The organism is Streptomyces sp. NPDC013317 (assembly GCF_055563155.1).
In genome coordinates, this window is sequence record NZ_JBVHDX010000010.1 from 58881 (window position 1) to 82281 (window position 23401).

A 23401-nucleotide genomic window follows, 5' to 3' on the forward strand; every position below is an offset into this window, starting at 1 on the left:
CGCGCCCGGATCCCACGAGTCTTGAGCCATGACGACGCACACGAACGACACACGGACGATTCTGGTGACGAGCGCGACGGGCAAGACGGGCCGGAGGGTGGCGGAGCTGCTCGCGGCCCGCGGCGCGAGCGTCCGGGCGGGCTCCCGCTCCGGTACGACCCGGTTCGACTGGGAGGACGTGACCACCTGGGCCGGGGCGCTGCGGGGCGCGGACTCCGCGTACGTGAACTACTACCCGGACCTCGCCGCGCCCGGCGCGGTCGAGGCCATGAGGACCTTCGGCGAACTGGCCGTGGCGAACGGCGTGCGGCGGCTGACGCTGCTCTCCGGGCGCGGCGAGCCCGACGCGGTCCGCGCCGAGGAGGCGCTGCGCGCCTCGGGAGCCGAACTGACCGTCGTACGAGCCGCGTTCTTCGCGCAGAACTTCACCGAGGGCGCGATGGCGGAGGGCGTCGCGGAGGGCGTGATCGCGTTCCCCGCGGGCGACACGGCGGAGCCGTTCATCGACGCCGACGACCTGGCGGAGGTCATCGTCGAGACGCTGACGCGGGACGGTCACGCGGGCCTGGTCCACGAGGTGACCGGTCCCCGGACGCTGACCTTCGCGGAGGTGGCGGCGGAGGTCTCCCGGGTGTGCGGCCGTGAGGTCGTGTACATCCCGATGGGAGAGGGCGAATACGCCGCGCTGCTGGGCACGTTCGGGCTGCCCGCCGAGGACGCGCAGTGGCTCGCAGCGCTGTTCGCGATGCTGCTCGACGGCCACAACGCGTCGGTCACGGACGGTGTGAAGCGGGTCCTCGGCCGCGAGCCGCGCGACTTCACGGCCTTCGCGGCGGAGGCGTGGGGACGCCCGGCGGAGGCGTGACGGCGGGCGGGGGCATGGAGACGCCCGGCGGGGACGTGGGGACGGCCGGCGGAGGCGTGACGGCGGGCGGAGGCGTGACGGCGAGCGGGGGCGTGGAGACGGCCGGCGGGGGCATGGAGACGCCAGGCGGGGACGTGGGGACGGCCGGCGGGGGCGTGGGGACGGCCGGCGAAGTGCTCGCCGTCGGTGGGGCGGCGGTTCCGTAGCGGGCGGCGAGGCGGGCGACGGTCTCGGCGACGCGGGCACGGAGTTCGGCGGGCTCCAGGACCTCGATGTCCGTGCCGAGCCCCAGGAAGGTGTCGTGGGCGTGGGCGAGGGACTCGATCGGGAGCGCGGCGCGCGTCCAGCCGTCCGGCTCGGCGGATCCGTTCGCGGCGACGGCGCGGGCCGCCGCGCCCGTGAGGCGCTTCACCCCGTCCGGGGAGAGGCGGACGAGCGCGTCGCCGACGTGCAGCCGGGCGTGGAACCCGGCCTGGGACGCCCGCCAGTGGGCGGCCAGGTCGAAGCCCTCCGGAATCTCGGACTCCTCGTCGGTGACGTCGATGGCGAGGATCTGGTCCACCCGGTACGTGCGCGGTCCGGGGCCCGCGACCAGATACCAGCGGCCGGCCTTGAGGACGAGTCCGTACGGTGCGAGGCGTCGGTCGACGTCGGTGGGCTCCTTCCAGCGCCGGTAGCGGACGGCGATCACCCGGCCGGCCCGTACGGCCTCGGCGACCTGGGGCAGGAAGGGCGCGTCGGTGTCCTCCGCGTACCACCCCGGGGCGTCGATGTGGAAGCGGGCCCGCAGCCGGTCGACATGGTCGCGCAGCGGCGCGGGCAGGGACGCGCGCAGTTTGAGCTGGGCGTCGACGAAGTGCGCGCCGAGGCCGAGTTCGGCGGCGGCCCCGGGGATCCCGGCGAGGAAGAGCGCCTCGGCCTCGCCCGTGTACAGGTCGGTCAGCCGTGAGCGGTGGCCGGCGAGCAGCTGGTAGCCGCCGGAGTGGCCCGCGTCGCCGTAGAGCGGGACTCCGGCCGCGTGCAGCGCCTCCACGTCGCGGTAGACGGTCCGTACGGACACCTCCAGCTCCTCGGCGAGCTGGGCGGCGGTCATCCGGCCCCGGGTCTGGAGCAGCAGAAGGACGGAGATCAGACGGCTGGACTTCACTGACACAAGGTGTCAGTGAAGCCCTCCTACAGTCCAGCCATGGCTTTCGCAGAGAAGTTGCTCTTCGTTCCGCCGCCCCTCGACGTGGGCGGCCGTCGCATCAAGCGCTACCACGTCACCCTGGACCCGGCCGGGATCGAACCCGAGGTGGAGAAGGCGGCCTACGCCCTGCTGCCCGACCTGCTCCCCGAGGCGGACGGGACACCGCCCGCGACCTTCGTCGTCCTCCACCGGGGCGGCGACACCGGCGCCTACCTGAACGCGTACAGCTGGGTGTGGGACAACGTGCTCCACTTCGGCGGCGCGGCCGCCGGGCAGCCGGTCCTCGGCTGCCCGGACACCGACCCCACCCACTTCGTGAAGACGTCGAAGCCCTGGATCGGCTGTGTCTGGGAGCTCCCGCCGATCCTGCACGAACGGGACGCCTGGGTACGGCACATGCTGGCGCCGGACACGCCCGACCTCGACGGCTACGTGCTCGACTCCCTGCCCGCCGGCTCGACGGGAGACCGCGCGTGAGCGGCGTGGACCACGTCGGCGGATTCGACTTCCTCGACGGCAGCTGGAACGTCCGCAACCGCCGCCTCGGCGACTTCCTCGATCCCGCGAGCGGCTGGGAGGAGTTCGACGGGCACACCTCGGGCCGTCTCCACTGGGGCGGCCGCGCCCATGTCGACGAGATCGTCTTCCCGTCGAAGGGGTTCAGCGGGCTGACGCTGCGGCTGTACGAACCCGAGACGGGCGAGTGGACCCTGAACTGGTCCAACAGCCGTACGGGCCGCCTCGAACCGCCGGTCAGGGGGCGGTGGTCCGAGGACGGCACCGGGGAGTTCCACGGGGTGGACACCTATGCCGGCACGGACGTGCGGGTGCGCTTCCGCTGGTCGGGCATCTCGGCCGACACGGCACGCTGGGAGCAGGCGTTCGCGGTCGGCGGCGGGGAGTGGGTGACGAACTGGGTGATGGAGTTCAGTCGCGCCTGACGGGCCGCCGGTAGGACACGAGCCGGTAGTCGGGGTCGTCACGGGGGCGGTCCTGGTCCGGCAGTGCGCCGAGTTCGGCGGCGAGCGCGGCCGCCGTCTCGGGGGAGCCGTCGAACCACGAGGCGAAGTAGCCGCGGCGCAGCTTCTCGACGGTGGCGCGCGGGGTGTTGCCCTGGCCGTGGCCGGTGAAACGGGTGGCGCCGGCCGGTTCGAGGCCGTGCGCGGCCGCGTGGGCCGCGACCAGATCGGCCCGGTCGGTGCTCGCCTCGTAGGACCGGTGGGGCGCGAGGACGGCGTCGATGTCGCTGCCGACGTCGTGGGCGGCGTCCTTGTCGACCGTGACGATCAGGACGCCGCCGGGGCGCAGCACGCGGGCCGCCTCGGCGACGATCGCGGCCGTGAAGGGGACCAGGTGCAGCAGCCAGACGGCGCTGACCGCGTCCACGGAGGCGTCCGGGAGCGGGAGTCGCCGGGCGTCGGCGAGGACGATCCCGCCCGGGACGCGCCGAACGGCCCTGCGCGCCATGCCGGATGCGGCGTCGGCGCCGTAGACGCGCAGGTCCGGACGGGTGAGCCGCTCGGTGACGAGCCCGGTGCCGCAGGCGAGGTCGAGCAGGGTGCGGGCGCCGGGCGGCACCAGTCGCAGTACCGCCTCGGCGGCGGCCCGCGCCCGCGGGACTCCGCCGCGCGTCTCGTCGTAACGGTCCGCCTCGGCGTCGTAGTCCAGCAAGGTCTCCCCCATGGGGGAGAGCCTAGTCCGCGGAGGTCAGCTCGCGCCGTGGCCGGGGGCGACGGCGTCGACCCGGGCGGCCAGTTCGAAGTCCTTGTCCGTGATGCCGGGTCCGGCGGAGTGCGTGTTCACGGAGACCGCGACCGTGTTGTATCCGAGGGTCAGATCGGAGTGGTGGTCGAGCTCCTGCTGGATCTGCGCCACGTGGACCACCATCGCGGTGGCCGCGAAGTGGTCGCCGAGGCTGTACGTGCGGCTGATCCGGTCGTCCGTCAGGGACCAGCCGGGGAGCTCTCGCAGGCGGTCCTCGATCTCCTTCTGCGACAGCGGCTCTGTGGGCATGTCCGTACTCCCTCCGGTCGGGGTTGCTCACGGTGACGATACGGTCCCGGGGGTTCGATACCCCGGCCGACACCTGGGATAGCGTCGGGCCATGACAACAGTCGCGACCGACACGGGAGTAGGGCCGCTGCTGCGCGGCTGGCGCGAGCAGCGGCGGTTGAGCCAGTTGGCGCTGGCGCTGCTGGCCGATTCCTCGGCCCGGCACATCTCCTTCATCGAGACCGGCAGGGCCCGGCCGAGCGAGGAGATGATCCTCCGCCTCGCCGAGCACCTGGAGGTGCCCGTGCGGGAGCGGAACGCGCTGCTGCTCGCGGCGGGGTACGCACCGAAGTACACCGAGTCGACGCTCGACGACCCGCAGCTGGAGACCTTGCGGGCGGGCATCGAGCAGCTGCTGCGCGGGTACGACCCGTATCCGGCGCTCGTGGTGGACGGTTCGTACACGGTGGTGGCGGCCAACGAGGGCATCGGCGTGCTGCTCTCCGGCGTGGCGGAGCACCTGCTGACACCGCCGCTGAACGCGATGCGGATCACGCTCCACCCCGAGGGGCTGGCACCGCGGATCCGGAACCTCCGGGAGTGGCGGGGTCATCTGCTGGCCCAGATGGAGCGTCAGATCGCCCTCTCCCGCTCGCCCGCGCTGCGGACGCTGTACGAGGAGGTGGCGGCGTACCCGCTGCCGGAGGGCGCCTCGGACCCCGAGGACCGGGAGGACCCGGAGCCGTATCCGTACTTCGCGCTCCCGATGCGGATCGAGCACGACGGGCGGGTGCTGTCCTTCGTCTCCTCGATCTCCACCTTCAACACCCCGACGGACGTGACCGTCGCCGAGCTGGCCATCGAGACGCTGCTCCCGGCCGACCCGGCGACGATCGACTACCTGCGGTCGCTCACGGGGTAGCGGCGCGCAGCGCCGACCACTGGAGGACGGCGAAGCCGGCGACGGTGAGGGCCTGTGCCATGGTCCACACGGTCCCCGCCGTGGTCGGCTCGAGCCAGGCGACGAGCGCGACGACGCTCAGCACGGTCCAGAGGACGTTGACGTCGACGACGAGCCTGACGCCGAGGACGGGCGGGCGGGCCCGGCCGCCGACCCAGGCCACGGCGGCGGCGTACGCGGTGAGCAGCGCGCCGAGGGCGAGGAGCAGCCCGGGCTCGACGCCGAACAGCTCGCCGAGCGGCCCGGAGGCGCCGAGATAGGCGAGCCCGTTGGCCCCCGTGACGAGGGCGTCGAGGGCGAGGAACCGGCGCAGCGTGGACAGGGGCCGAGTGGTGCGGGAGAGGCCGGCGAGCAGGGCCTGGGACATGGCGGATCACCCTCCTTGGGGGACGTAACCGCTGATGGTGGTGCCGGAGCCCGGCCGGAGTGCGCCGGCCGAGCCCCGGTGGACACCACGATGCCGCCGGTCCTGCCGCGGGTCGATTACGTGCGAGGTAATGAGGGTTCGGAACCGCGTGGGCCCGTGCTCACAGGCGGCTTCTGTGCGGGGCGTAGAGGTCCAGCAGGCGGGTTCGGGCGGAGACCAGGCGGTGTGCCAGCATCTGGCCCACGGCGTGCTCCAGGGCGTAGCCGAACGCGGGGTCCTCGGCCATCTCCCGCCGCACGGAGGGGGCGTCGAACTCGAAGGCGCGCACCCGGGTCATGGCCTCTCCGCCGAAGTGCCAGCGGTAGGGGTGGAACAACCAGGACCAGCCGACCAGTTCGCCCGCGCGCACGCTCTCGACGACGGCGGCGGAACGGCCGGACACCTGGACGTCGAGGGTGACCGTACCCGTGCGGATGATCCAGAACTGGTCGGCGATGCCCCCTTCCTCGAAGAGTCGGGTGCCCTCGGGGAAGTCCACCGGGCGGGCGCCGGACATGAGGCGCTCGCGGTGGTCGCCCAGAGCGACGGAAAGGTTTCGGGGGGATGCTGGCGGGGCCACGGCGGACCTCCTCACCGGGGGTGTGGTTCCACTATGCCCCGAGGCGGCCGCCGTCACCTCAGGGGCGGGGCAGGGTCGAACCCCCGACTGCTCTTCGTGACGAGTTCTCGACACGGAGTGATGAACTCCGCATGGCGGCGGCCGGTGAGGGCAGAACGCCTGTGGCACGACCGTCCTACCCCGGGGAGCCTCCCATGTCATCCTCGCCTCCGGCCTCCGAGCCGGTCTTCATCGCGGACTTCAGCTCTCCGGAGCAGTGGGTCGCCGGCCGTTCGTGGGCCTATCCCGACGGCGGGCCGGTCAACCCGGGCGACAACAAACTCGACCACCTGGTGGAGGACCCCGCCTACAGCCGTTCCGGAGTCTTCCGCGCGACCCGCCGCCCCGACGGGCTGTGGGACAGCGGACTGCTGACCACGGAGGGCAGCCCCGAGGGGTTCGAGGTGCGCGCGGGGGACGTGCTGGAGGCGCGGGTCCGGCTGCCCGAGGAGACCGGGGCCTGGCCGGCGATCTGGACCTGGCGCGACGGCGGACAGGAGATCGACGTCTTCGAGTACCACCCGGACAACCCCGACCTGCTCGAACTGTCGAACCGTGTGCGCGGCGCCCACCGCTACCACCGCTCCCCCGCCGTGCGCCCCGGCGGCTGGGTCACGCTGCGGACGCAGTTCGGAGCGCGGTCCGTGGTGTGGTGGCTGGACGACGTGCGGGTGTTCGACGACCGTCGCGGGGTCGGCCACTCCTGGCACGCCTGTCTGATCGTCAATCTGTCGGTCTGCGCGGGCCGTTACCATCCGGCACCGGACGCGGACACCGACGAGATGTCGTTCGAGGTACGTGACCTCAAGGTGTACCGGCCCGGCAGGTGAGCGGGGCCCCGCCGCGGGAACACCGCGCCGGCACCCGGAGCCGTCCGGCGGCAACTCCGTTGCGGAGCATGGGTAATGTTCGCGCCGTGGTGGCGGGGGCCGCCAACGGGACGGCGGGAGACGCACATGGCGTGGCGCAGGGACCGGGCGGGGATGGTGGCGGCCGGGGACGAACACCGGGTGACACCGGCCGAGCTCTTCTTCGACCTGGTGTTCGTGTACGCGATCACTCAGGTCACCGCCCTGATGGCGGCCGATCCGTCGGTGATCCGCGTGCTCGGCGCGATGATCGTGCTCGCGCTGCTGTGGTGGTGCTGGTGCTGCTTCGCGTGGCTGGGCAATGTCGTCCGGGCCGACTCCGGTGCGCTGTTCGCGGTGCTCGTGGTCGTGATGGCCGTCGTCTTCATCGTGTCGCTCGTGGTGCCCGAGGTGTTCGCGGACGCTCCCGGCGGGCTCTCGGCTCCGCTCCTCTTCGTGCTCTGCTACGGAGCCGTGCGCACGCTCCATCTGGTCTCGTACTGGATCTCCAGCCCCGGTGACGCCGCCCTTCGGGCCACGCTGCGCCGCACGGCGCTGCTGTCCGTGGCTCCGCCGATGGTGCTGCTGCTGATCGGCTCCGCGTACTCCGGGAAGGTCCAGCTCCTGCTCTGGCTGGGCGCGGTGGTCATCGACTACGGCGGGATCTACGTCACGGGAGCCTCGGGCTGGCGGGTCAACTCCCCCGGGCACTTCTCCGAGCGGCACGGGCTGATCGTCATCATCGCGCTCGGCGAGTCGATCGTGGCGATGGGCGTCGGGGTGTCCGGCCTCCCGATCACGGTCGCCGTCCTGGGCGCCTCGGCGGCGGGGCTGTTGCTCTCGGCCGCGCTCTGGGCGCTGTACTTCCGGCGGCTCGCGGAGGGGGCGGAGCACCGGCTGGCCGGGCTCGACGGAGACGAGCGGACCCGGTTCGCCCGGGACGTGTACACCTTCCTGCACCTTCCGCTGGTCGCGGGTGTGGTGCTCTGCGCGCTCGGGATGAAGAAGGTCCTGCAACAGGTCGCCGACACCGGCCACTACGGCCTGGCCGAGCCGCTGCACGGCGTCGTGGCCTGGTCGCTGACGGGAGGTGTCGGCGTCTTCCTGCTCGGCGGCGCCGCGATCGTGCTGCGCACCTCGGGCCGCCGGCCGACGGTCCTCGCCGTGGGCGGGGTGTGCGCGCTGGCGTCGGGCGCGCTCGTCGGTCTGGTCCCGGCCATGGTGGCGCTGGTACTGCTCGCCGCCGGTCTGACGGCGCTCGTCCTCCTGCACGGCAGGGGCGCCCGGGCGCAGGGCGTCCACGGCGAAGCCTGAGGCCTCTTCGCGTCAGTACGCGGCGTCCCGGTGCTGGATGTAGGCGCGCAGCCTGGCCGTGTCGGCGGCCGTCCAGCCCTCCGGCGGGGCCACCGCCGCCCAGCCGTCCACGGCCCCGGCTCCGTAGCGGTGGCCGTGCGGTGCCTGCACGCCGTACGAGACGGCCATGTCGACGGAGGTCTGCCAGAAGGCGACGAACGGGAACCAGTCGATCTCGGGGGTGATGTCCGGGCCGAGCGGGTCCGCGAGCCACTGGGGGCGGTCCAGGAGGAGGTCCGGCGACCACCAGACGACCGGGTCCGAGGCGTTCTGCAGATAGACCGCGCGGGGCCACTGCCAGCGGGCCGGGGGCCGGCCGAGGTCGGCGGCCGGGAACTGCGCGAAGCGCACCCGCGCACCGCCCTCGTACTGGGGGCGCCACACCGGACTGCCGGGGTCGCGGTCGCGGCGGATCTCCTCCGAGATCGGGGAGAAGTTCGGGGTGCCGAGCAGCAGGGCCCCGTCGGTTCGGGCAAGGAGGTCGTCGGGGCCGTCGAAGGACGCCTCGATGGCGTACGCCCCGAGGCTCTCGCCGGTGACCAGGAGCTTGGGCCGTCGCTCGGCGGGGAGCGCGTCGACGCGGGCGCGTACGGCCCGGACGAGCGCGCGGGTGGCCTGGCCGGCCTTCTCCTTGTCGACGAGGAAGGAGACCCAGCTGGGCAGGTACGAGTACTGGACGGCGACGATCGCGGTGTCTCCGCCGTACATGAACTCCAGCGGCTCGGCCACGTTGGGGTTGACCCAGCCCGTGCCGGTGGTGCCGGCGACGGCGAGCACCCGGCGGCCGAAGGCGCCGGTGCGCTCCAGTTCGCGGACGGCGAGCCGGGCCTGTGCGGCGAAGGGGCGTTCGTCCTCGAAGGCGGCCGGCAGCGCCGAGGGTATGTAGACGCGTACGGGGTCGGCGGCGGCGCGTCGTCCGCTCACCGCGGTGATGCGGGCGCGGGTGGGGACGGAGCCGGTGAAGTTGCGGCCCTGGTAGCCGAGGTCCTGCCAGGGGATGAGGGAGCCCGGGCCGCCGGAGACGTACCGGGAGACCGGGCGGTGGATGTTGTCCTTCGTACCGCCGTTGGTCGCCTCGGCGATCCGGTCGGCGATGTCCACGACTCCCCGGTCGAAGACCACGTCCCGGACGCCGACGAGGACGGCGAGGGTGGAGAGGACCGCCCCGACGGCGAAGGCGACGGGCCTGGGCAGGTGCCGGCCGAGCCGGCAAATCAGTTTGGCGGAGCCGAGCCGGACGGTGCGGGCCACGAGGAGCAGCGCGAGCAGCAGCGCGAGCGTCATGAGCACGATCATCGGGGTGTGCCAGGTGAGCGCGGGCGGCAGGCCTTGCAGGACCCGGAGCTGACGCTGCATCCGGGCGCTCTCGGAGATGAGCCGGACCGAGAGGACCACGGCGATCACCCAGTACGCCTGCCAGCACCTGGCCCGTGTCCGCTCGCCGGGGCGTCGGCGCACGAGCGCCCGGAACAGCCAGGCGGCACAGGAACCCAGTGCGTAGCCGATGGCCGCGGTGATGCCGCCGACGACGCCCTGGAGGTACCAGGGACGCGGGACGAGCGAGGGGGTGAGGGAGGCCCAGAAGAAGAGCGTGGCGACGCCGAGGGCGGTGAGGTCGGGCCAGCGGCGGATCAGGTACGCGGGGTCGGGTCGGTCCCAGTACGGGCGTCGGGCGGCGGAGACGAGCCGGGTGCCGAGCGCCTCGATGGTCTTCGGAGGGAGTGGGGCGCGGCGGCGGGCCGGGCCGGCGGACCGATCGGGAGGCGTGTGCCGGTCGGTCGAGGTCATCGGCTCAGCCTCGCTCACCGGGCAGCGTTTCCGCAATGCGGTCCGCCGGCTCCCTCCTAGCCGGCGGGTCGCTCGTCGCGGGCGGGGGCGGGTTCGGGTTCTCGGACCGCCGCGCGTTCCGGCTCTCCGGGCGCGACGCGTGCGTCGCGGGCGGCCTCGGCGCGCAGCAGGGCGCGCAGCACGACGAAGGGGTCGACGGGCATGGTGAAGCTCCTTGCGGTGGGGGGGGTGAGGTGCTGGGAGAGGTGGGGCCTCTCAGCAGCGCATCACCACGCACCTGCAGGCCTCGCCACGCGGGCGGGGTACGGGTACGGGGGTGACGGCCCGGATCCCGGCCGGGGCCGGGCGCGCGACGCGGACGCGGATGTCGCCGTGGCGCCGGCGGTGCCGTCCGGGCGCCGTGGCCTCGGCCTCGGCGGCCTCGTGCGTCTCCCCGCCCAGGTCGGGCGCCTGGCTCGCGGAAGCGGGCCTGGCCTCCGCGCCGGCCGGGCAGACGGCACCCGCGCCCACGCCGAACAGGGCGGCGAGCACCAGCGTCAGGACGAGCACGGCGCGCCGGGCCACGCCCGCCGGGGCGGCGGTTTCGGTGCGGGGCTCTGGCGCGGGGCTCATGGACTTGCGTACTGCCCCGTGGCGGGCCCGACGTGCCGGTGGGAGCGGTGGTTCCGCCCGGGCGGCCTACGCGGGCCGGCACGGATTCACGCGCTCGGACGCGCCGTCCGCTGCTCAGCTGCTCCGTCGGGTGCTCCGTCGCACGCCTCACGCCGCGCCTTGCGCGCCGACATCCACGCGTACACGAGGACCCCGGCGAAGAGGAACAGCACGCCCTGGTAGACCGCCGCGTGACCCGAGCCCGCCACCAGCCACATGGAGAACCCGAAGGCGGCCGCGGCCAGGACCCCGTCACGGACCAGTCGGCCGCGGTCGACGCGCTCGGAGCGGCCGGAGAGGAGGAAGTAGATCTGGGCGGCGGTGGAGAGGAGGTACGGGACGGTGGCGGTGAAGGTGGTGACGAGGACCAGGATCTCGAAGACGCCCTCGGTGCCGACCGTGTAGTTGTAGACCGTCAGGAGCGAGGCGAGGACGACGGTCACGATCACGCCGATCGTCGGGACGCCGCGCCGCTTGCGCGCGAAGACGCTCGGGAAGAGCCCGTCGCATGCCGCCGCGTACGGGGTCTGGGCGCTGAGCAGCGTCCAGCCGTTGAGCGCGCCCAGCATGGAGACGAGGGCCATGCAGGCGATGGCCGTGCCGCCCCACGAGCCGCCGAACATGGCGTTCACGGCGTCCGAGAACGGTGCGGAGGAGTCGACCAGCCGGTCGTGGGCGACCGTGCCGAAGACGGCGACCGTGCCGAGGAGGTAGATCGCGGCCGCGCCCAGGGTGCCGAGGACGGTGGCCCGGCCGACGTTGCGTCGCGGGTCGCGGACCTCGCCGGCGCTGACGGCCGCGGACTCCACGCCGAGGTAGCTGAAGAGCAGGATCGCCGCGGAGGCTGAGACCGCGCCGAGCGCGCCGCCGTCCCCGGCCTGGAAGGGCCCGAGGTTGGCGCTGTCGAAGAAGAACAGCCCGCCGACGGCGACCAGGAGGAGCGGGACGAACTTGAGGACGGTCGCCACCAGCTGGACGGCGCCGACGTAGCGGGTGCCCGCGAGGTTGGCGAGCGCCGGCAGCCACTGGAGCGTGAGCGCGGCGGCGATGGTGGCGGCCGTCGACTCGTGGACGGGGATCAGCACGTCGAGATAGCCGACGGCGGCCACGGCGAGGGCCGCGTTGGAGACCCAGGCGGTGATCCAGTACGACCAGGCGGCGAGGAAGCCGGCGAAGTCGCCGAAGGCCGCACGGGCGTAGACGTAGGGTCCGCCGGTCTGCGGGTGGCGGTGGGCGAGCCGGCCGAAGACGAGGGCGAGGGCGAGGGCGCCGAGGGTGAGGACGCCGAAGGCGACCAGGCTGATCGTGCCGTACGGGGCGACGGAGGCGGGCAGCAGGAAGATTCCGCCGCCGATGATGTTGCCCATGACCAGGGCGGTGGCGATCGGGAGTCCGAACCGCCGGGCGTGTTTGTGCCGTTCCCCGTGGCCGCCGGACGTCTCGGAGGTGACCGGGGTTTCCGAGGAGTCGGAGGAGTCCGAGGTGTCGGAGGTGTCCGGGGAATCGACTGTGGACCGGTCGGACAGGGCCGTGCTCATGGGGGTGGTGCGCCTCTCGTCGTGCAAACCCGGACATGGTCCGACACGTGAGACGCGCCACCAAATCAGCTCTTTTTCTCCCGTACGACCGGCCCGTCAACCGGAAGAAACGCTTCCGCACCGCTGCCGGGCGGGGAAATCTCCAGCGGCACCTGAGGACCCGCGCACTCCCGCAGCCACCGCCTCAGCACCTGGTGCAGCTGCTCCGCGCCCACCAGCTCGCCCCCGTCCCGCACCGGCGCGGAGAGGTCCACGGGCCAGAGCAGGAAGGGACGTCCCTGCTCGCCCCCGAGGCCGCCGTGAGAGCCGATCTGCTCCTCGAAGGCGTGGACCGTGCCCGTGGCGGGGTCGTACATCGAGTTGACCATGATGTCGGCGACGTGCGGGAAGCGGTCGGTGCGCCGGACCGCGTCCGCCGCGCCGGGCCCGAAGACCGCGAGCGGCCCGTCGTCGGTGAGTTCGGCGACCGGCACCTCCGCGCCGTCGCGCCCCAGGACGACCGAACCGTGCTCGGCGCTCGCGACGAGCAGGAAGCCGACGCCGGGATGGTCGGCGAGAGTACGCAGCAGCCCGGGGTGGCGGCGGTCGATCTCCTCGCGGGTCAGCCGGTGCGGCACTCCGGGAAACGAGATCAGCCCCAGGTTTCCCGAGGCGAGCACGATCGGCTCGGCCTCGTCCCGCTCGTGCCGGCCCACCCGCTCGCCCACCCCTTCCCCGTCCTCGTCCTCGCCGACCGGCCGGTGCAGGGCGCTGCGCAGCGCGTCACGGGCCGCGACCCGGGCCTCGGAGCCGCCCCCGGCCTCCGTCTGGGGGTGCCCCCAGCGGGCGCGCCGGACGCGGCGCGGCACGGGCAGCCCGCACCCGGCTCGTACGAGCTCCCGCAGGGACAGCCCGTACACCCCCTCGAAAGTCGCGCCGGGGCTCTGGCCGTGGTCGGAGAGGAGCACGATCCGGTACGGGCGGGGCGCGTGCTCCGCGACCTTGGCGATCAGCGCGATCGAGCGGTCGAGGCGGGCGAGGACCCGGTCGGTGTCGTGGCCGTGCGGGCCCGAGTGGTGCGCCACCTCGTCGTAGGCGACCAGGTCGGCGTAGACGGCGGTCCGCCCGGCCAGCAGGTCCCCGATCACCGCTGCCACGACCACGTCCCGTTCCACGACGGTGGCGAAGGCCCGGATGAACGGGTAGGCGCCCCCGCGCGACACCCTCGGGGTCTCCTTGCGCAGCCGTGCCCGCGTCGACTGGGACACCTCGCGGACGGCCTCCGCGACGAAGGAGCCGGCCGTGCGGACGGCGTTGGCCGGGTCGGAGAAGTACGCGAAGTAGCCGGCCCGGGAGCGGTTGCGGCGGCCTCGGCGGGCGGCCATCGACAGGACCAGCGCGAGCTGGTCGGCGCCGCCGCTGAACAGGTTGCCGCGCGAGGCGCCGTCGACGGTGAGCAGCCCGCCGTCCCCGGTGCGGGCTATGGCCCGTCGCTGGAGCTCGACGGCGCTCGCGGGCCGGTTGGAGACCATCAGCCGGCCGGTGTCCTTCTCGTACCAGCGGAAGGCGGGCACGTCCTCGTTGGAGCCGTGCAGGATGCCGAGCTGGCTGGCGCCCGTCTGGCTGGACCAGTCGGTGCGCCAGGGGGTGAGCCGATGGGTGGTGTCGAGCCAGCCGGCGACGGTCGGCATCAGACCGTCGGCGACGGCGTCGTGGAGCACCCGGTGGCCGACGCCGTCGAGTTGCAGGAAGAGCGTGCCGGGGACGGGCTCGGGGCCCCTGGTGACGGCCCGGCGGCGCGTGCGGTCGGCGAGTCGGTGGAGGCGGCGGCGGTAGGCGTCGTCGTCGCGCACGGCGAGCGCGGTGGAGGTCGCCGAGGCGACGGCCGACATGACGGCGGCGACCACGACGGCGGTCTCGGGGTCGGCGGCGCCGCGCCCGTCGGGGATCAGCCAGAGCGCGATCAGCAGCAGCGAGCCGTTGAGGAAGAAGACCAACAGGCCGAGGACCAGGGCCGGTACGAGCAGCAGGGCGCGGACGACGACGGGCCACACCAGCGCGCCGAGGAGACCGAAGGCGCCGGCGGCCCACACGGCGGTGAGGGCGGTACGGGTGATGCTGTCGCCGTCGGGCGACTGGAGTTCGAAGTCGGGCAGCAGTCCGGCGAGGGCCAGCATGGTCAGGGTGGAGACCGCCCAGACCACGATCACCCGCACCAGGGCGCTCCCCGCGGTCCGCCAGCGTCCGGCGGTACGCCATCGCCCGTCACCCACGCGTGGTTCACCCTTCACCCGTCACCTGCCTCAAGCGTGGCACATCACCCGGGGGGCGCAGCCAGGGCGGGTGCAGGGCGCAGCCAGGGCGGGGCGGGGGCGCCCGCTAGGGCGTGTTGCGAAAGTAGCGCCGTCCGCCCGAAGGGCGGGCCCCGCGGCGTCTGGTGCGTGCGATCGCAAGGCGGAGGGTCGTCCTCGTACCGGGTGTGCTCGGACGATCCCGACAACGCAGCGAGCGTGCGTGCCAGGCGTCGCGGGGCAGGCGGGACTTTCGCAACACGCCCTAGCAGCCGTCGTAACCGGCGGTGGGCATGGAGAGGCGGCGGTGCACGTCGGCCTTGGCCGCGGCGTCGTACGACGGCTCGTCGAGACCCGCGGTCTCCAGCCGTACGCCACGGCGCCCGCACTCCGCCGCGAACCCCGGCACGTCGGTCAACGCCCGGGACAGGACGCGTTCGTTGGGCGCGACGAAGAGGTCGACATGGCCGTCGTCCACGTCCGCCCAGAGCGCGGCGTGGTCGGGCCGGATCCCGTAGAAGAGCAGCTGTCTCGCCACCACGTAGCCCTTGTCCAGGGCCCAGCGGGCGCACATGGCGTGCTGGCTTCGGGTGTCGACCAGGAAGGGGTCGCTGTCGAGTTCCTCGAGCGGGGTGAGGCTGGCGATCGCCGCCACCCGAACGTCGTCCATGGCCCGACCCTACTCCGATCGCGGGGACCCGAGGAGGGCCCTCCGGGGGTCCGGCCGGACCTCAGGGCGGTGAGGAGTAGCCGCAGGTGTGGCAGATCCTCCAGCCGTCCTGGGTGACGGCGAGGACGCCTCCGCAGCGCGGACACTGCGCCGAATTGCAGGTCGTCCCCATCGTGCTCACCGCGACTCCCATCCCCGTGCTGACGGATGGCTACCCCCGCGAACCACCGTAGACGCCCCGCGCCGCCCGCTTCGGAGAACTACCCTCGTGACAAGTGGAGTGCCGAGCGGAAGGGCGGCGGGCCGGTGGAGGTCACCTGGTGGGGTCATGCCACCTGCACGGTCGAGGACTCCGGGGTCCGCTTCCTCACCGATCCGCTCTTCGCCCGCCGGCTGGCGCATCTGCGGCGCAGGCGCGGCGCGCTGCCGCCGCCCGAGGCCGGGCGCGCCGAGGCGGTGCTCGTCTCCCATCTGCACGCCGACCATCTGCATCTGCCGTCGCTCGCCCGCCTGACGCCCGGGACGCGGCTGATCGTGCCCCGGGGTGCGCCCGCGTCGGTGGCGGGCCTGCGCCGGCTCCACGGGCGGGGGCTGCGGCTGACGGAGGTCGGCCCCGGTGACTCGGTGACGGTGGCGGGCGTGACGGTACGGGCCGTACCGGCGCTGCACGACGGGCGGCGCCTGCCCGTCGGGCCGCACCGCGCCCCCGCGCTCGGGTATGTCGTCGAGGGCGAGGCGCGGACGTACTTCGCCGGTGACACCGGACTCTTCGACGGGATGGCGGAGGCGGTCGGGCCGGTGGACGTGGCGCTGCTGCCGGTCGGCGGCTGGGGACCGTATCTGGGGCACGGACATCTGGACGCGGGGCGCGCGGCGCGGGCGCTCGCGGAGCTGTGCCCGGCGGCGGCGGTCCCGGTGCACTACGGCACGTACTGGCCGATCGGGATGGACGCCGTGCGACCGCACGAGTTCCACGCGCCGGGCGACGAGTTCGTGCGGCACGCGGCGCGGCTCGCGCCGAAGGTGGCGGTGCATCTGCTCGGACACGGCGAGCGCGTACGGCCCGAGGTCGCCCGGTGATCGACGCTCTGCTGCGCGCGGCGGGCGACCTGCCGACCGAGTCGACCCAGCACGCGGTCGGCTACCCCTCGCTCTTCCTGCTCGTGGCGCTCGGGGCGCTGGTGCCGGTCGTGCCGACAGGGGCGATCGTCAGCTCTGCGGCGGTGGTCGCCTTCCATCAGACGGCTCCCCTCACCCTGCTCGTCGTCTTCCTGGTGTCGGCCTCGGCCGCGCTCCTGGGGGATGTGGCGCTGTACTGGCTGGGGCAGCGCGGGGTCCGTTCGAAGAACGGCTCCCGGTGGCTGTCGGTGCTGCGGGGGCGGGCGGCCCCCGACCGGCTCGCACAGGCGCAGGAGAAGCTCGACACGCATCAGGTGTCGGTGCTCGTGCTGTCCCGTCTGATTCCCGCGGGCCGGATCCCGGTGATGCTGGCGTGCCTCCTCGCGGAGGTGCCGCTGCGGAGGTTCGTACGCGGGGACCTGCCGGCCTGCCTGGCCTGGGCGGCGACGTACGGGCTGATCGGCATCCTGGGCGGCTCGCTGTTTCCGGAGCCGTGGCAGGGCGTGCTTGCGGCGGTGGCGCTCACGGTCCTGATCAGCCTGGCTCCGGCGCTGTGGCGGCGGGTACGGGAAGCGGGGCATCGGGTACGGGGTTCCGGGCGGGGCGGCGGGTCAGGGAACGAGCACGCGTGAGCCGCCGACCGGGAGGTCCCAGAGGTCCTCGCGGGGCAGCCCGGCCCGCTCCCAGGCGGCTCTGACCCGGGTGAGCGGTTCCAGGACCGGCTCGGAGGAGAGCACGAACGTCGCCCAGTGCATGGGCGCCATCCGGCGGGCGCCGAGGTCCTGGAAGGCCCGGACGGCCTCCTCGGGGTCGGTGTGGACGTCGCTGAGCCACCAGCGCGGGTCGTAGGCGCCGATCGGGAGCAGGGCGAGGTCGAGCCCGGGGTGCCGGGCGCCGATCTCGGCGAACCAGTGGCCGTAGCCGGTGTCTCCGGCGAAGTACACCGTGTGCCCGGCGCGGTCGGTGAGCACCCAGCCGCCCCACAGCGAGCGGCAGGTGTCCCGGAGGGTCCGCTTGGACCAGTGGTGCGCGGGGACGAACTCGATCCGTACGCCGTCGAGTTCGGCCGCCTCCCACCAGTCGAGCTCGGTGACGCGGCTGAACCGGCGGCGCAGGAACCAGCGGCCGAGACCGGCGGGGACGAAGACGGGCGTGTCCTTGGGCAGCCGCTGGAGGGTGGGGGCGTCGAGGTGGTCGAAGTGGTTGTGGCTGATGACGACGGCGTCCACGGGCGGCAGGTCCTCCCAGCGGACCCCGACGGGGGTGATCCGGGCGGGGGTGCCGAGGATGCGGCGGGACCAGACGGGGTCGGTGAGCACGGTGAGGCCGCCGACGCGCAGGATCCAGCTCGCGTGGCCCGCCCAGGTGACGGCGAGGGTGTCGGGGCCCGCGTCGGGCAGCGGGCCGGGGGCGAAGGGCAGCAGCGGGATGTCGCGGAGTCCGTCGGCGTCGGGGCGCACGGCGCCTTCGCGGGCGAGCCGGGCCATGGCGCGGACGCCGGGGAGCGGGGCGGTGAGGCGCTCGACGAAGGAGCGGGGCCAGTCGGTCCGGATCCGGCCGAGGGGCTGGAGGACCGGGGACGGAAGGGGCGCGGGGGTGGGGGTGGGCGCGGGGGGAGAGGGCGAGACGGGTGTGGAGGTCTCGGCGGGTGTGGGGGTGGTCGCGTGAGCGGTGGTGGTCCGGCCGTCGCGTACGGAGTGCGGGGCCTGCGTGGGCCGTGCCGTCCGTTCCGTCATCTGCGGGCTCCGTTCTACGCGGTTCGTCGGGACGGTCGTGTCACCGGAGTTCCTCCAGAGCCTCTCCGAACGACCTCAACGCGCTTTCCACGTGAGGCAGTTCCACCGGGTTCGCGGAGGTTAGGGCCTCCGTCAGCTCCTCCTCGGTCGAGCCGAGGAAGGCGCCGGTGTCGAAACGCACCCGCAGCGCGCCGAGTTCGTCGCCGAAGCGGTGGCCGCCGGGGACGGGGGTGCCGAGCCGCCGGCCGAGGTGGTTCTCCAGCTCCATGGAGTCGGTGACGCCCCGCGCGGCGAGCCCGGACCGCAGCGGTCCCAGGTCCGCGTAGAGGTGCCGGCCGGCCTGGGGCGGCCTGGCGAGGGCGCCCGCGCCGAGGACGGCGCGGTGGGCGGCGGTGCCCACGCGTGCGTAGAGGGCCGCGGCGAGGGAAGCCCGTACGGCGACCTCCTCCGGTTCGTCGAGCGCGTGGGCGGCGGCGGGGGCGACGGGTCCGGCGACGAAGGCGCCGAGCGCGGTGAGGATGTCCAGGGTGCGGGCGCGCGGGTCGGTGTACCGGTCCGCACGGTCGGGGCCGGTGGGCGGGAAGCGGGCCACGGCGCAGGGCCAGGCGGCCGGGGCGAGGGCGCCGGCCAGGTCGTACAGGACGGTCACGTCGTCGGGACACATCTCGGCGGGGCTGAGGACCACGGTGTCGTGGCGGCGGTGCAGGGTGTCGCGCCAGGTCTCGTCACTGATGATGTGCAGCCCCTCGGCGACGGCGGCCTCGCACGCCTCGCGGACCAGCTCGGGCGGGGCGACGGTGGCGGTGGGGTCGTCGGCGACGGAGAGCAGCAGCAGCCGTGGCCGGCCCCCCTCCGCGCGGACCCTCCGGACGGTTTCGAGGAGGGCGTACGGGTCCGGCACGCCGCCGCATTCGGCGGGGGTGGGCACGTGGTAGGCGGGGCGGCCGAGGAGCCGGGCCTGCGGGGTCCACCAGGCGGGACAGGGCCGGGGCAGCAGGATGTCGCCGCCGTGGGCGGCGATCAGGGCGAGCATGAGGGGCTGGGCACCGGGCGCGGCGACGACGTCCTCGGCGTGGGTCCGCAGGCCGCGCCGCCACCAGTAGCCGCTCGCGGCCTCGCGGAGCACGGGCCCGCCGCCGGGCGGTTCGACGGCGGTGCGCCCCGCGGCGGCGGCCAGGATCGCGGCGAGCCCGGGCAGCACGGGCAGACCGGGCTCCGGGGCGGGTGGTCCGTAGCGCACCGGGCCGCGCCCTTCCGGGGCCGTCTGCCGCATCTCCCGCACCTCCCGAACACCGGCCGCCGCCCCGTACGGCGCCTCAATGCCCTTTATACGAAGGTTGACGGGGGTTCGCCGCTCCAGAGGGCACCGACCCGGCCTCGGCCATGGCCGCGGACACGGGAGGGGACACGGGAGCGGGTGCGGGGTCGGGCGCCGCCCGGCCGGGGGCTGGGCTGCCGGAGGCTCCGTCCCGCCGCCCCGGGAGGCCGGGGCACCGTCCCCGGTGGGGACGCGCAGGGCCGTTCGGGTGAGCGCCGGGCCGTGCGGGGTGCGCCACGTGGACCGCGTGCGCGCTCAGCGGACCAGAACCCGTTCGAGCATCAGCTCGACCGCGGAGACGATCGCGTCCGCGTCGATGCCCGCGTCATGGAGCTGCTCCTCCGGGGTCGCCGACGTGGGCATGGAGCGGACGGCGAGCCGGGCCAGGCGGGGCACCCCGCCGTGGCCGTTGGCGTACGCCTCGGCGACGGCGTCGCCGAGACCGCCCTCGGGCCGGTGGTCCTCCACGGTCAGGACGCAGCCGGTCGTCCCCGCCGCGTCGTCGAGGGTCGCGGTGTCGACGGGCTTGACCGAGTAGAGGTCGATCACCCGCACCGGCAGCCCCTCGTCCTCCAGCCGGTCGGCGGCCTTCAGTGCCTCCGGCACGGTCACCCCCGCCGCCACGATCGTCGCCCGGTCGTCCTCGCCGTGACTGCGGAGCACCTTGCTCCCGCCGACCGGGAACTCCTCGTCCGGCCCGTAGACCACGGGCGTGGCGCCGCGTGTGGTGCGCAGGTAGCGGACGCCGTCCAGGTCGGCCATGGTCGCGACGAGCCGCGCCGTCTGGTGGGCGTCGCACGGGTAGAGGACTGTGCTGCCGTGGACCGAGCGCATCATCGCCAGGTCCTCCAGTCCCATCTGGCTCGGCCCGTCCTGGCCGATCGAGACACCCGCGTGCGAGCCGACCAGGTTGATCCCGGCCCTGCTCACGGCGGCCATGCGGATGAAGTCGTGGGCGCGGGTGAGGAACGCGGCGAAGGTCGAGGCGTACGGGACGTAGCCGCGCGCCTGGAGGCCGACGGCGGCCCCGACGAGCTGCTGTTCGGCGATCCAGCACTCGAAGTAGCGCTCGGGGTGCGCCTTGGCGAACTTCTCGGTACGGGTCGAGTCGCCGACCTCGCCGTCGAGCGCGACGACGTCGCCGCGCGCCTGCCCGAGGGCGGCGAGAGCCTGCCCGTAGGCGTCCCGGGTGGCGACCTTCTCGCCCCGCTCGTACCTCGGGAGGTCCGGCGAGCCGTCGGGGGCCGGACGGGACACCAGGGCGGCGGGCGGGTCGGTCACGCGGACGCTCAGGTCCCGGTACCCGCCGAGCTCGGTGATGGCGGCCCCGGCGTCGGGGAGGGGCTTGCCGTGCTTGCCCTCGCGGTTCTCGACGGCCGCCACGCCACGGCCCTTGCGGGTGGCGGCAAGGACGGCCGTGGGCCGGCCGACGGTCGCGCGCGCCTCGCGAAGGGCCTCGTCGACGGCCTGCACGTCATGGCCGTCGATCCGTACGGTGTGCCAGCCGAAGGCCTCCAGGCGGCCGGCGTAGGCGCCGAGGTCGTGCTGGTGGCGCGTGGGGCCGCGCTGGCCGAGCCGGTTGACGTCGACGATCAGGGTGAGGTTGTCGAGACCGCAGTACGCGGCGTGCTCGACGGCCTCCCAGACGGAGCCCTCGGCCATCTCGCTGTCGCCGCTCACCACCCACACCTGGTACGGGACGCGGTCGAGGAACTTCCCCGCGAGCGCCATGCCGACGCCGACGGGCAGCCCCTGCCCGAGCGAGCCCGTGGCGACGTCGACCCAGGGCAGCCGGGGCGTGGGGTGGCCTTCGAGGAGGCTGCCCGCCTGCCGGAAGGTCAGCAGCTCCGGTTCGCCGACGACGCCGGCGGCCCGGTACATGGCGTAGAGCAGGGGCGAGGCGTGCCCCTTGGAGAGGACGAGCCGGTCGTTGCCGGGGTGGTCGGGGCGGTCGAAGTCGTAGCGCAGATGCCGGGTGAGCAGCACGGCGCCGATCTCGGCGGCCGACATGGCGGACGTCGGATGGCCGGAGCCGGCCGCGTCGGTGGCGCGCACGGCGTCGACACGGAGCTGTTGGGCGAGCGAGGACATCGTTTCGTACCGCATCGAAAGCCTTCCTCGGCCTGCATGGGCGGCGGCCGGCCGCCGGCGGTCCCACACCGCCCGGCTACCCAGGCCTGCGCCCCGTATGCCCGGGGATATCCGCTCGCCGGGGGCGCCGGCACTCGTCGAGAATGCGGGGCATGTCGATCCGTGCAGCACTCCCCGCGGACGCGGCGGCGATCGCCGACGTCCATGTCCGGTCCTGGCGGGCGGCCTATCGCGACCTGCTCCCGCACCCGTACCTCGACGGTCTGGACGTCGCGGAGCGCGCCGCCGTCTGGTCGGCCAGGCTGGCGGCGGCCGCGCCCGCGCCGGTGCTGGTGGCGACCGAGAGCGGTGGACGGGTGGTCGGGTTCTGCTGCTTCCGGGCGTGGCCGGACGACGACCTCGACGCCGCCATTACCGGGGAGATCGCGGCGCTCTACGCGCTCCCGGAGGTGTGGGGCGCGGGGGTGGGCCGGGGCCTCCTCGCCGCGTCCGAGGAGGCGCTGGCCGCGGACGGGTTCCGCGAGGCCGCGCTGTGGGTCCTCGCGGGCAACGCACGGGGGCGCCGGTTCTACGAGGGAGCGGGCTGGCGGCCGGACGGAACGGTCGTCCAGGACACGACGGCGGGCCGGACCCTCGACGAACTCCGGTATCGGAGGCGCCTGTTCACCTGAGCCGACCATGAACGTCGTCCACATCGCGAGATTGCGGTCTCACTATACGGGTGATGCGCGTACCGTTGCCGTAGCCACTCATACGAGGGAGTCCGGTCATGACGCATGCCGCCGAAGAGTCCAGTCCTCACGAGACCGCCGTGTACACCCACGGGCACCACGAGTCGGTGCTGCGCTCGCACAGCTGGCGCACCGCCGCGAACTCCGCGGCGTATCTGCTGCCCGAGCTGCGGCCCGGCCTGGACGTCCTGGACGTGGGCTGCGGCCCGGGCACGATCACCGCGGATCTGGCGGCGCTGGTCGCGCCGGGGCGGGTGACCGCGGTCGACGCCGCCGAGGACGTCCTGGACAAGGCGCGTGCCGTGGCGGCCGAACGCGGCGTGCAGAACGTGGAGTTCAGGGTCGCGGACATCCACGCCCTGGACTTCCCGGACGACTCCTTCGACGTCGTCCACGCCCACCAGGTACTGCAGCACGTCGGCGACCCCGTGCGGGCACTGCGCGAGATGCGGCGCGTCTGCCGTCCGGGCGGTGTGGTCGCCGCACGGGACAGCGACTACGCCGCCTTCGCCTGGTACCCGGAGCCGCCCGCCCTGGAGGTCTGGCAGGAGCTGTACCACCGGGTCGCACGGGCCAACGGCGGCGAACCGGACGCCGGGCGGCGGCTGTTCTCCTGGGCACGGCGGGCGGGGTTCACGGACGTCACGACGACGGCCGCCACCTGGTGCTACGCGACGCCGGAGGAGCGGGCGTGGTGGAGCGGGCTGTGGGCGGACCGGACGACGGAGTCGGTCTATGCGAAGCTGGTGGTGGAGGGCGGCCACGCGACGCCGGACACGCTGAACGCGATCTCCGAGGCGTGGCGCGAGTGGGGCCGACAGGAGGACGCCTGGTTCATGGTCCCGCACGGCGAGGTCCTCTGCCGGGTCTCCTGATCCTCAACTAGGCTCGCCCGCATGGAGATTCTGGGGACCACTCTTCGTGTCTGCGTCGACGAGCTCGAACCGGCCGTGGACTTCTACGAGCGGCTCACCGGCTCTCCCGCCCTGCGCTTCGAGCGGGGCGGGGTGTCGGTGGCGGCCGTCGGCTGCTTCCTCCTGATGAGCGGTCCTGAGGCGGAGCTGGAGGTCCTGCGCAAGGTCGCCGCGACCATCTCCGTCCAGGACGTGGACGCGGCGTTCACCGCGCTGGCGGAGGCGGGCGCCAAGATCCTGGCCGGCCCCGTCCCGACACCGGTGGGCCGCAACCTGATCGCGGTCCACCCGGACGGTTCGGTCTTCGAGTACGTCGACCGGCGGTCCTGAGCCGCCCGCAGC

Annotated in this window: 25 protein-coding genes; 11 read left to right on the forward strand and 14 right to left on the reverse strand. The window is 74.0% G+C overall.

Annotated features, from left to right (window positions below):
- The first annotated feature begins 28 nt into the window (after nt 1–28).
- Nucleotides 29–865, forward strand: coding sequence for an NmrA family NAD(P)-binding protein (locus ACZ3IJ_RS24765; RefSeq protein WP_467471571.1), 837 nt, complete (start codon nt 29–31; stop codon nt 863–865).
- On the opposite strand, the gene ACZ3IJ_RS24770 is transcribed toward ACZ3IJ_RS24765, so the two are convergent.
- Nucleotides 819–2012, reverse strand: coding sequence for a helix-turn-helix transcriptional regulator (locus ACZ3IJ_RS24770; protein WP_467471573.1), 1194 nt, complete (start codon nt 2010–2012; stop codon nt 819–821). The genes ACZ3IJ_RS24765 and ACZ3IJ_RS24770 overlap by 47 nt on opposite strands.
- Nucleotides 2013–2051: 39 nt before the next feature.
- On the opposite strand from ACZ3IJ_RS24770, the gene ACZ3IJ_RS24775 reads away from it, so the two are divergent.
- A complete protein-coding gene (locus ACZ3IJ_RS24775) occupies nt 2052–2531 on the forward strand; it encodes a hypothetical protein (protein WP_467471574.1) in 480 nt (159 codons plus the stop codon).
- Nucleotides 2528–2995, forward strand: coding sequence for a hypothetical protein (locus ACZ3IJ_RS24780; RefSeq protein WP_467471576.1), 468 nt, complete (start codon nt 2528–2530; stop codon nt 2993–2995). The genes ACZ3IJ_RS24775 and ACZ3IJ_RS24780 overlap by 4 nt, the downstream gene beginning before the upstream one ends.
- Here the strand turns inward: ACZ3IJ_RS24780 and ACZ3IJ_RS24785 are convergent.
- On the reverse strand, nt 2982–3725 hold the full coding sequence (locus tag ACZ3IJ_RS24785) for a class I SAM-dependent methyltransferase (RefSeq protein WP_467471897.1): 744 nt from the start codon (nt 3723–3725) through the stop codon (nt 2982–2984). The genes ACZ3IJ_RS24780 and ACZ3IJ_RS24785 overlap by 14 nt on opposite strands.
- A 36-nt stretch (nt 3726–3761) precedes the next feature.
- Nucleotides 3762–4067, reverse strand: coding sequence for a 4a-hydroxytetrahydrobiopterin dehydratase (locus ACZ3IJ_RS24790; protein ID WP_467471577.1), 306 nt, complete (start codon nt 4065–4067; stop codon nt 3762–3764).
- Between the two features lie 91 nt (nt 4068–4158).
- On the opposite strand from ACZ3IJ_RS24790, the gene ACZ3IJ_RS24795 reads away from it, so the two are divergent.
- Nucleotides 4159–4968 carry an MmyB family transcriptional regulator gene (locus tag ACZ3IJ_RS24795; protein WP_467471579.1) on the forward strand — a complete coding sequence of 270 codons (810 nt, stop codon included), beginning with the start codon at nt 4159–4161 and terminating at the stop codon, nt 4966–4968.
- On the opposite strand, the gene ACZ3IJ_RS24800 is transcribed toward ACZ3IJ_RS24795, so the two are convergent.
- Both ACZ3IJ_RS24800 and ACZ3IJ_RS24805 read right to left on the reverse strand, forming a co-directional pair.
- Nucleotides 4958–5374, reverse strand: coding sequence for a hypothetical protein (locus ACZ3IJ_RS24800; RefSeq protein ID WP_467471581.1), 417 nt, complete (start codon nt 5372–5374; stop codon nt 4958–4960). The two genes, ACZ3IJ_RS24795 and ACZ3IJ_RS24800, sit on opposite strands and share 11 nt — an antisense overlap.
- Before the next feature lie 160 nt (nt 5375–5534).
- The gene (locus tag ACZ3IJ_RS24805) at nt 5535–5930 is read right to left on the reverse strand and encodes a cyclic nucleotide-binding domain-containing protein (RefSeq protein ID WP_467471899.1); all 396 of its coding nucleotides are present in this window, start codon (nt 5928–5930) and stop codon (nt 5535–5537) included.
- 257 nt (nt 5931–6187) lie between these two features.
- Here ACZ3IJ_RS24805 and ACZ3IJ_RS24810 point away from each other — a divergent pair, with 257 nt between their 5' ends.
- Together ACZ3IJ_RS24810 and ACZ3IJ_RS24815 are read left to right on the forward strand one after the other, a co-directional pair.
- Nucleotides 6188–6862 (forward strand): beta-glucanase, encoded by a 675-nt coding sequence (locus ACZ3IJ_RS24810; RefSeq protein ID WP_467471583.1) that lies wholly within the window; start codon nt 6188–6190, stop codon nt 6860–6862.
- Between the two features lie 126 nt (nt 6863–6988).
- Nucleotides 6989–8194, forward strand: a complete 1206-nt coding sequence (locus tag ACZ3IJ_RS24815) for a low temperature requirement protein A (protein ID WP_467471584.1) — start codon at nt 6989–6991, stop codon at nt 8192–8194.
- 12 nt (nt 8195–8206) lie between these two features.
- Here ACZ3IJ_RS24815 and ACZ3IJ_RS24820 read toward each other — a convergent pair whose 3' ends face one another.
- The 6 genes from ACZ3IJ_RS24820 to ACZ3IJ_RS24845 all read right to left on the reverse strand — a co-directional run bounded on the left by ACZ3IJ_RS24820 (nt 8207) and on the right by ACZ3IJ_RS24845 (nt 15150).
- Entirely contained in the window at nt 8207–10021 is a 1815-nt protein-coding gene (locus ACZ3IJ_RS24820; RefSeq protein ID WP_467471585.1) for an alpha/beta hydrolase, read from the reverse strand.
- 56 nt (nt 10022–10077) lie between these two features.
- Nucleotides 10078–10224 carry a hypothetical protein gene (locus tag ACZ3IJ_RS24825; RefSeq protein WP_391796810.1) on the reverse strand — a complete coding sequence of 49 codons (147 nt, stop codon included), beginning with the start codon at nt 10222–10224 and terminating at the stop codon, nt 10078–10080.
- 52 nt (nt 10225–10276) lie between these two features.
- Nucleotides 10277–10633 carry a hypothetical protein gene (locus ACZ3IJ_RS24830; RefSeq protein WP_467471587.1) on the reverse strand — a complete coding sequence of 119 codons (357 nt, stop codon included), beginning with the start codon at nt 10631–10633 and terminating at the stop codon, nt 10277–10279.
- Nucleotides 10634–10719: 86 nt separating this feature from the next.
- On the reverse strand, nt 10720–12039 hold the full coding sequence (locus tag ACZ3IJ_RS24835; RefSeq protein ID WP_467471900.1) for an amino acid permease: 1320 nt from the start codon (nt 12037–12039) through the stop codon (nt 10720–10722).
- Nucleotides 12040–12275: 236 nt separating this feature from the next.
- Nucleotides 12276–14462 (reverse strand): phage holin family protein, encoded by a 2187-nt coding sequence (locus ACZ3IJ_RS24840; RefSeq protein ID WP_467471589.1) that lies wholly within the window; start codon nt 14460–14462, stop codon nt 12276–12278.
- Nucleotides 14463–14745: 283 nt separating this feature from the next.
- Complete coding sequence (locus tag ACZ3IJ_RS24845) at nt 14746–15150, reverse strand: hypothetical protein (protein ID WP_467471591.1); 405 nt, start codon at nt 15148–15150, stop codon at nt 14746–14748.
- Between the two features lie 306 nt (nt 15151–15456).
- On the opposite strand from ACZ3IJ_RS24845, the gene ACZ3IJ_RS24850 reads away from it, so the two are divergent.
- Together ACZ3IJ_RS24850 and ACZ3IJ_RS24855 are read left to right on the forward strand one after the other, a co-directional pair.
- The gene (locus tag ACZ3IJ_RS24850) at nt 15457–16230 is read left to right on the forward strand and encodes an MBL fold metallo-hydrolase (protein WP_467471902.1); all 774 of its coding nucleotides are present in this window, start codon (nt 15457–15459) and stop codon (nt 16228–16230) included.
- Complete coding sequence (locus ACZ3IJ_RS24855) at nt 16227–16901, forward strand: DedA family protein (protein ID WP_467471592.1); 675 nt, start codon at nt 16227–16229, stop codon at nt 16899–16901. The genes ACZ3IJ_RS24850 and ACZ3IJ_RS24855 overlap by 4 nt, the downstream gene beginning before the upstream one ends.
- Here ACZ3IJ_RS24855 and ACZ3IJ_RS24860 read toward each other — a convergent pair.
- The 3 genes from ACZ3IJ_RS24860 to ACZ3IJ_RS24870 all read right to left on the reverse strand — a co-directional run bounded on the left by ACZ3IJ_RS24860 (nt 16881) and on the right by ACZ3IJ_RS24870 (nt 21429).
- Nucleotides 16881–18005, reverse strand: coding sequence for an MBL fold metallo-hydrolase (locus ACZ3IJ_RS24860; protein WP_467471594.1), 1125 nt, complete (start codon nt 18003–18005; stop codon nt 16881–16883). The two genes, ACZ3IJ_RS24855 and ACZ3IJ_RS24860, sit on opposite strands and share 21 nt — an antisense overlap.
- A gap of 40 nt (nt 18006–18045) precedes the next feature.
- Entirely contained in the window at nt 18046–19278 is a 1233-nt protein-coding gene (locus ACZ3IJ_RS24865; protein WP_467471596.1) for an aminotransferase class I/II-fold pyridoxal phosphate-dependent enzyme, read from the reverse strand.
- A gap of 300 nt (nt 19279–19578) precedes the next feature.
- Nucleotides 19579–21429: a transketolase gene (locus ACZ3IJ_RS24870; RefSeq protein WP_467471598.1), complete on the reverse strand. Its 1851-nt coding sequence runs from the start codon at nt 21427–21429 to the stop codon at nt 19579–19581.
- 137 nt (nt 21430–21566) lie between these two features.
- On the opposite strand from ACZ3IJ_RS24870, the gene ACZ3IJ_RS24875 reads away from it, so the two are divergent.
- The 3 genes from ACZ3IJ_RS24875 (at nt 21567) to ACZ3IJ_RS24885 (ending at nt 23389) form a co-directional block, all read left to right on the forward strand.
- Nucleotides 21567–22085, forward strand: coding sequence for a GNAT family N-acetyltransferase (locus ACZ3IJ_RS24875; protein WP_467471600.1), 519 nt, complete (start codon nt 21567–21569; stop codon nt 22083–22085).
- Between the two features lie 98 nt (nt 22086–22183).
- Nucleotides 22184–23020 (forward strand): methyltransferase domain-containing protein, encoded by an 837-nt coding sequence (locus ACZ3IJ_RS24880; protein WP_467471601.1) that lies wholly within the window; start codon nt 22184–22186, stop codon nt 23018–23020.
- 21 nt (nt 23021–23041) lie between these two features.
- The gene (locus ACZ3IJ_RS24885; RefSeq protein WP_383166508.1) at nt 23042–23389 is read left to right on the forward strand and encodes a VOC family protein; all 348 of its coding nucleotides are present in this window, start codon (nt 23042–23044) and stop codon (nt 23387–23389) included.
- Nucleotides 23390–23401 lie beyond the last annotated feature (12 nt).

Coding starts and splice junctions, on each gene's coding strand:
- ACZ3IJ_RS24805 (WP_467471899.1), bottom strand. CDS start 5,930: ATGTCCGGCGCCCGCCCGGTGGACTTCCCCGAGGGCACCCGACTCTTC.
- ACZ3IJ_RS24800 (WP_467471581.1), bottom strand. CDS start 5,374: ATGTCCCAGGCCCTGCTCGCCGGCCTCTCCCGCACCACTCGGCCCCTG.
- ACZ3IJ_RS24880 (WP_467471601.1), top strand. CDS start 22,184: ATGACGCATGCCGCCGAAGAGTCCAGTCCTCACGAGACCGCCGTGTAC.
- ACZ3IJ_RS24870 (WP_467471598.1), bottom strand. CDS start 21,429: ATGCGGTACGAAACGATGTCCTCGCTCGCCCAACAGCTCCGTGTCGAC.
- ACZ3IJ_RS24775 (WP_467471574.1), top strand. CDS start 2,052: ATGGCTTTCGCAGAGAAGTTGCTCTTCGTTCCGCCGCCCCTCGACGTG.
- ACZ3IJ_RS24825 (WP_391796810.1), bottom strand. CDS start 10,224: ATGCCCGTCGACCCCTTCGTCGTGCTGCGCGCCCTGCTGCGCGCCGAG.
- ACZ3IJ_RS24765 (WP_467471571.1), top strand. CDS start 29: ATGACGACGCACACGAACGACACACGGACGATTCTGGTGACGAGCGCG.
- ACZ3IJ_RS24790 (WP_467471577.1), bottom strand. CDS start 4,067: ATGCCCACAGAGCCGCTGTCGCAGAAGGAGATCGAGGACCGCCTGCGA.
- ACZ3IJ_RS24885 (WP_383166508.1), top strand. CDS start 23,042: ATGGAGATTCTGGGGACCACTCTTCGTGTCTGCGTCGACGAGCTCGAA.
- ACZ3IJ_RS24815 (WP_467471584.1), top strand. CDS start 6,989: ATGGCGTGGCGCAGGGACCGGGCGGGGATGGTGGCGGCCGGGGACGAA.
- ACZ3IJ_RS24820 (WP_467471585.1), bottom strand. CDS start 10,021: ATGACCTCGACCGACCGGCACACGCCTCCCGATCGGTCCGCCGGCCCG.
- ACZ3IJ_RS24860 (WP_467471594.1), bottom strand. CDS start 18,005: ATGACGGAACGGACGGCACGGCCCACGCAGGCCCCGCACTCCGTACGC.
- ACZ3IJ_RS24835 (WP_467471900.1), bottom strand. CDS start 12,039: ATGGGCAACATCATCGGCGGCGGAATCTTCCTGCTGCCCGCCTCCGTC.
- ACZ3IJ_RS24795 (WP_467471579.1), top strand. CDS start 4,159: ATGACAACAGTCGCGACCGACACGGGAGTAGGGCCGCTGCTGCGCGGC.
- ACZ3IJ_RS24810 (WP_467471583.1), top strand. CDS start 6,188: ATGTCATCCTCGCCTCCGGCCTCCGAGCCGGTCTTCATCGCGGACTTC.
- ACZ3IJ_RS24875 (WP_467471600.1), top strand. CDS start 21,567: ATGTCGATCCGTGCAGCACTCCCCGCGGACGCGGCGGCGATCGCCGAC.
- ACZ3IJ_RS24830 (WP_467471587.1), bottom strand. CDS start 10,633: ATGAGCCCCGCGCCAGAGCCCCGCACCGAAACCGCCGCCCCGGCGGGC.
- ACZ3IJ_RS24845 (WP_467471591.1), bottom strand. CDS start 15,150: ATGGACGACGTTCGGGTGGCGGCGATCGCCAGCCTCACCCCGCTCGAG.
- ACZ3IJ_RS24865 (WP_467471596.1), bottom strand. CDS start 19,278: ATGCGGCAGACGGCCCCGGAAGGGCGCGGCCCGGTGCGCTACGGACCA.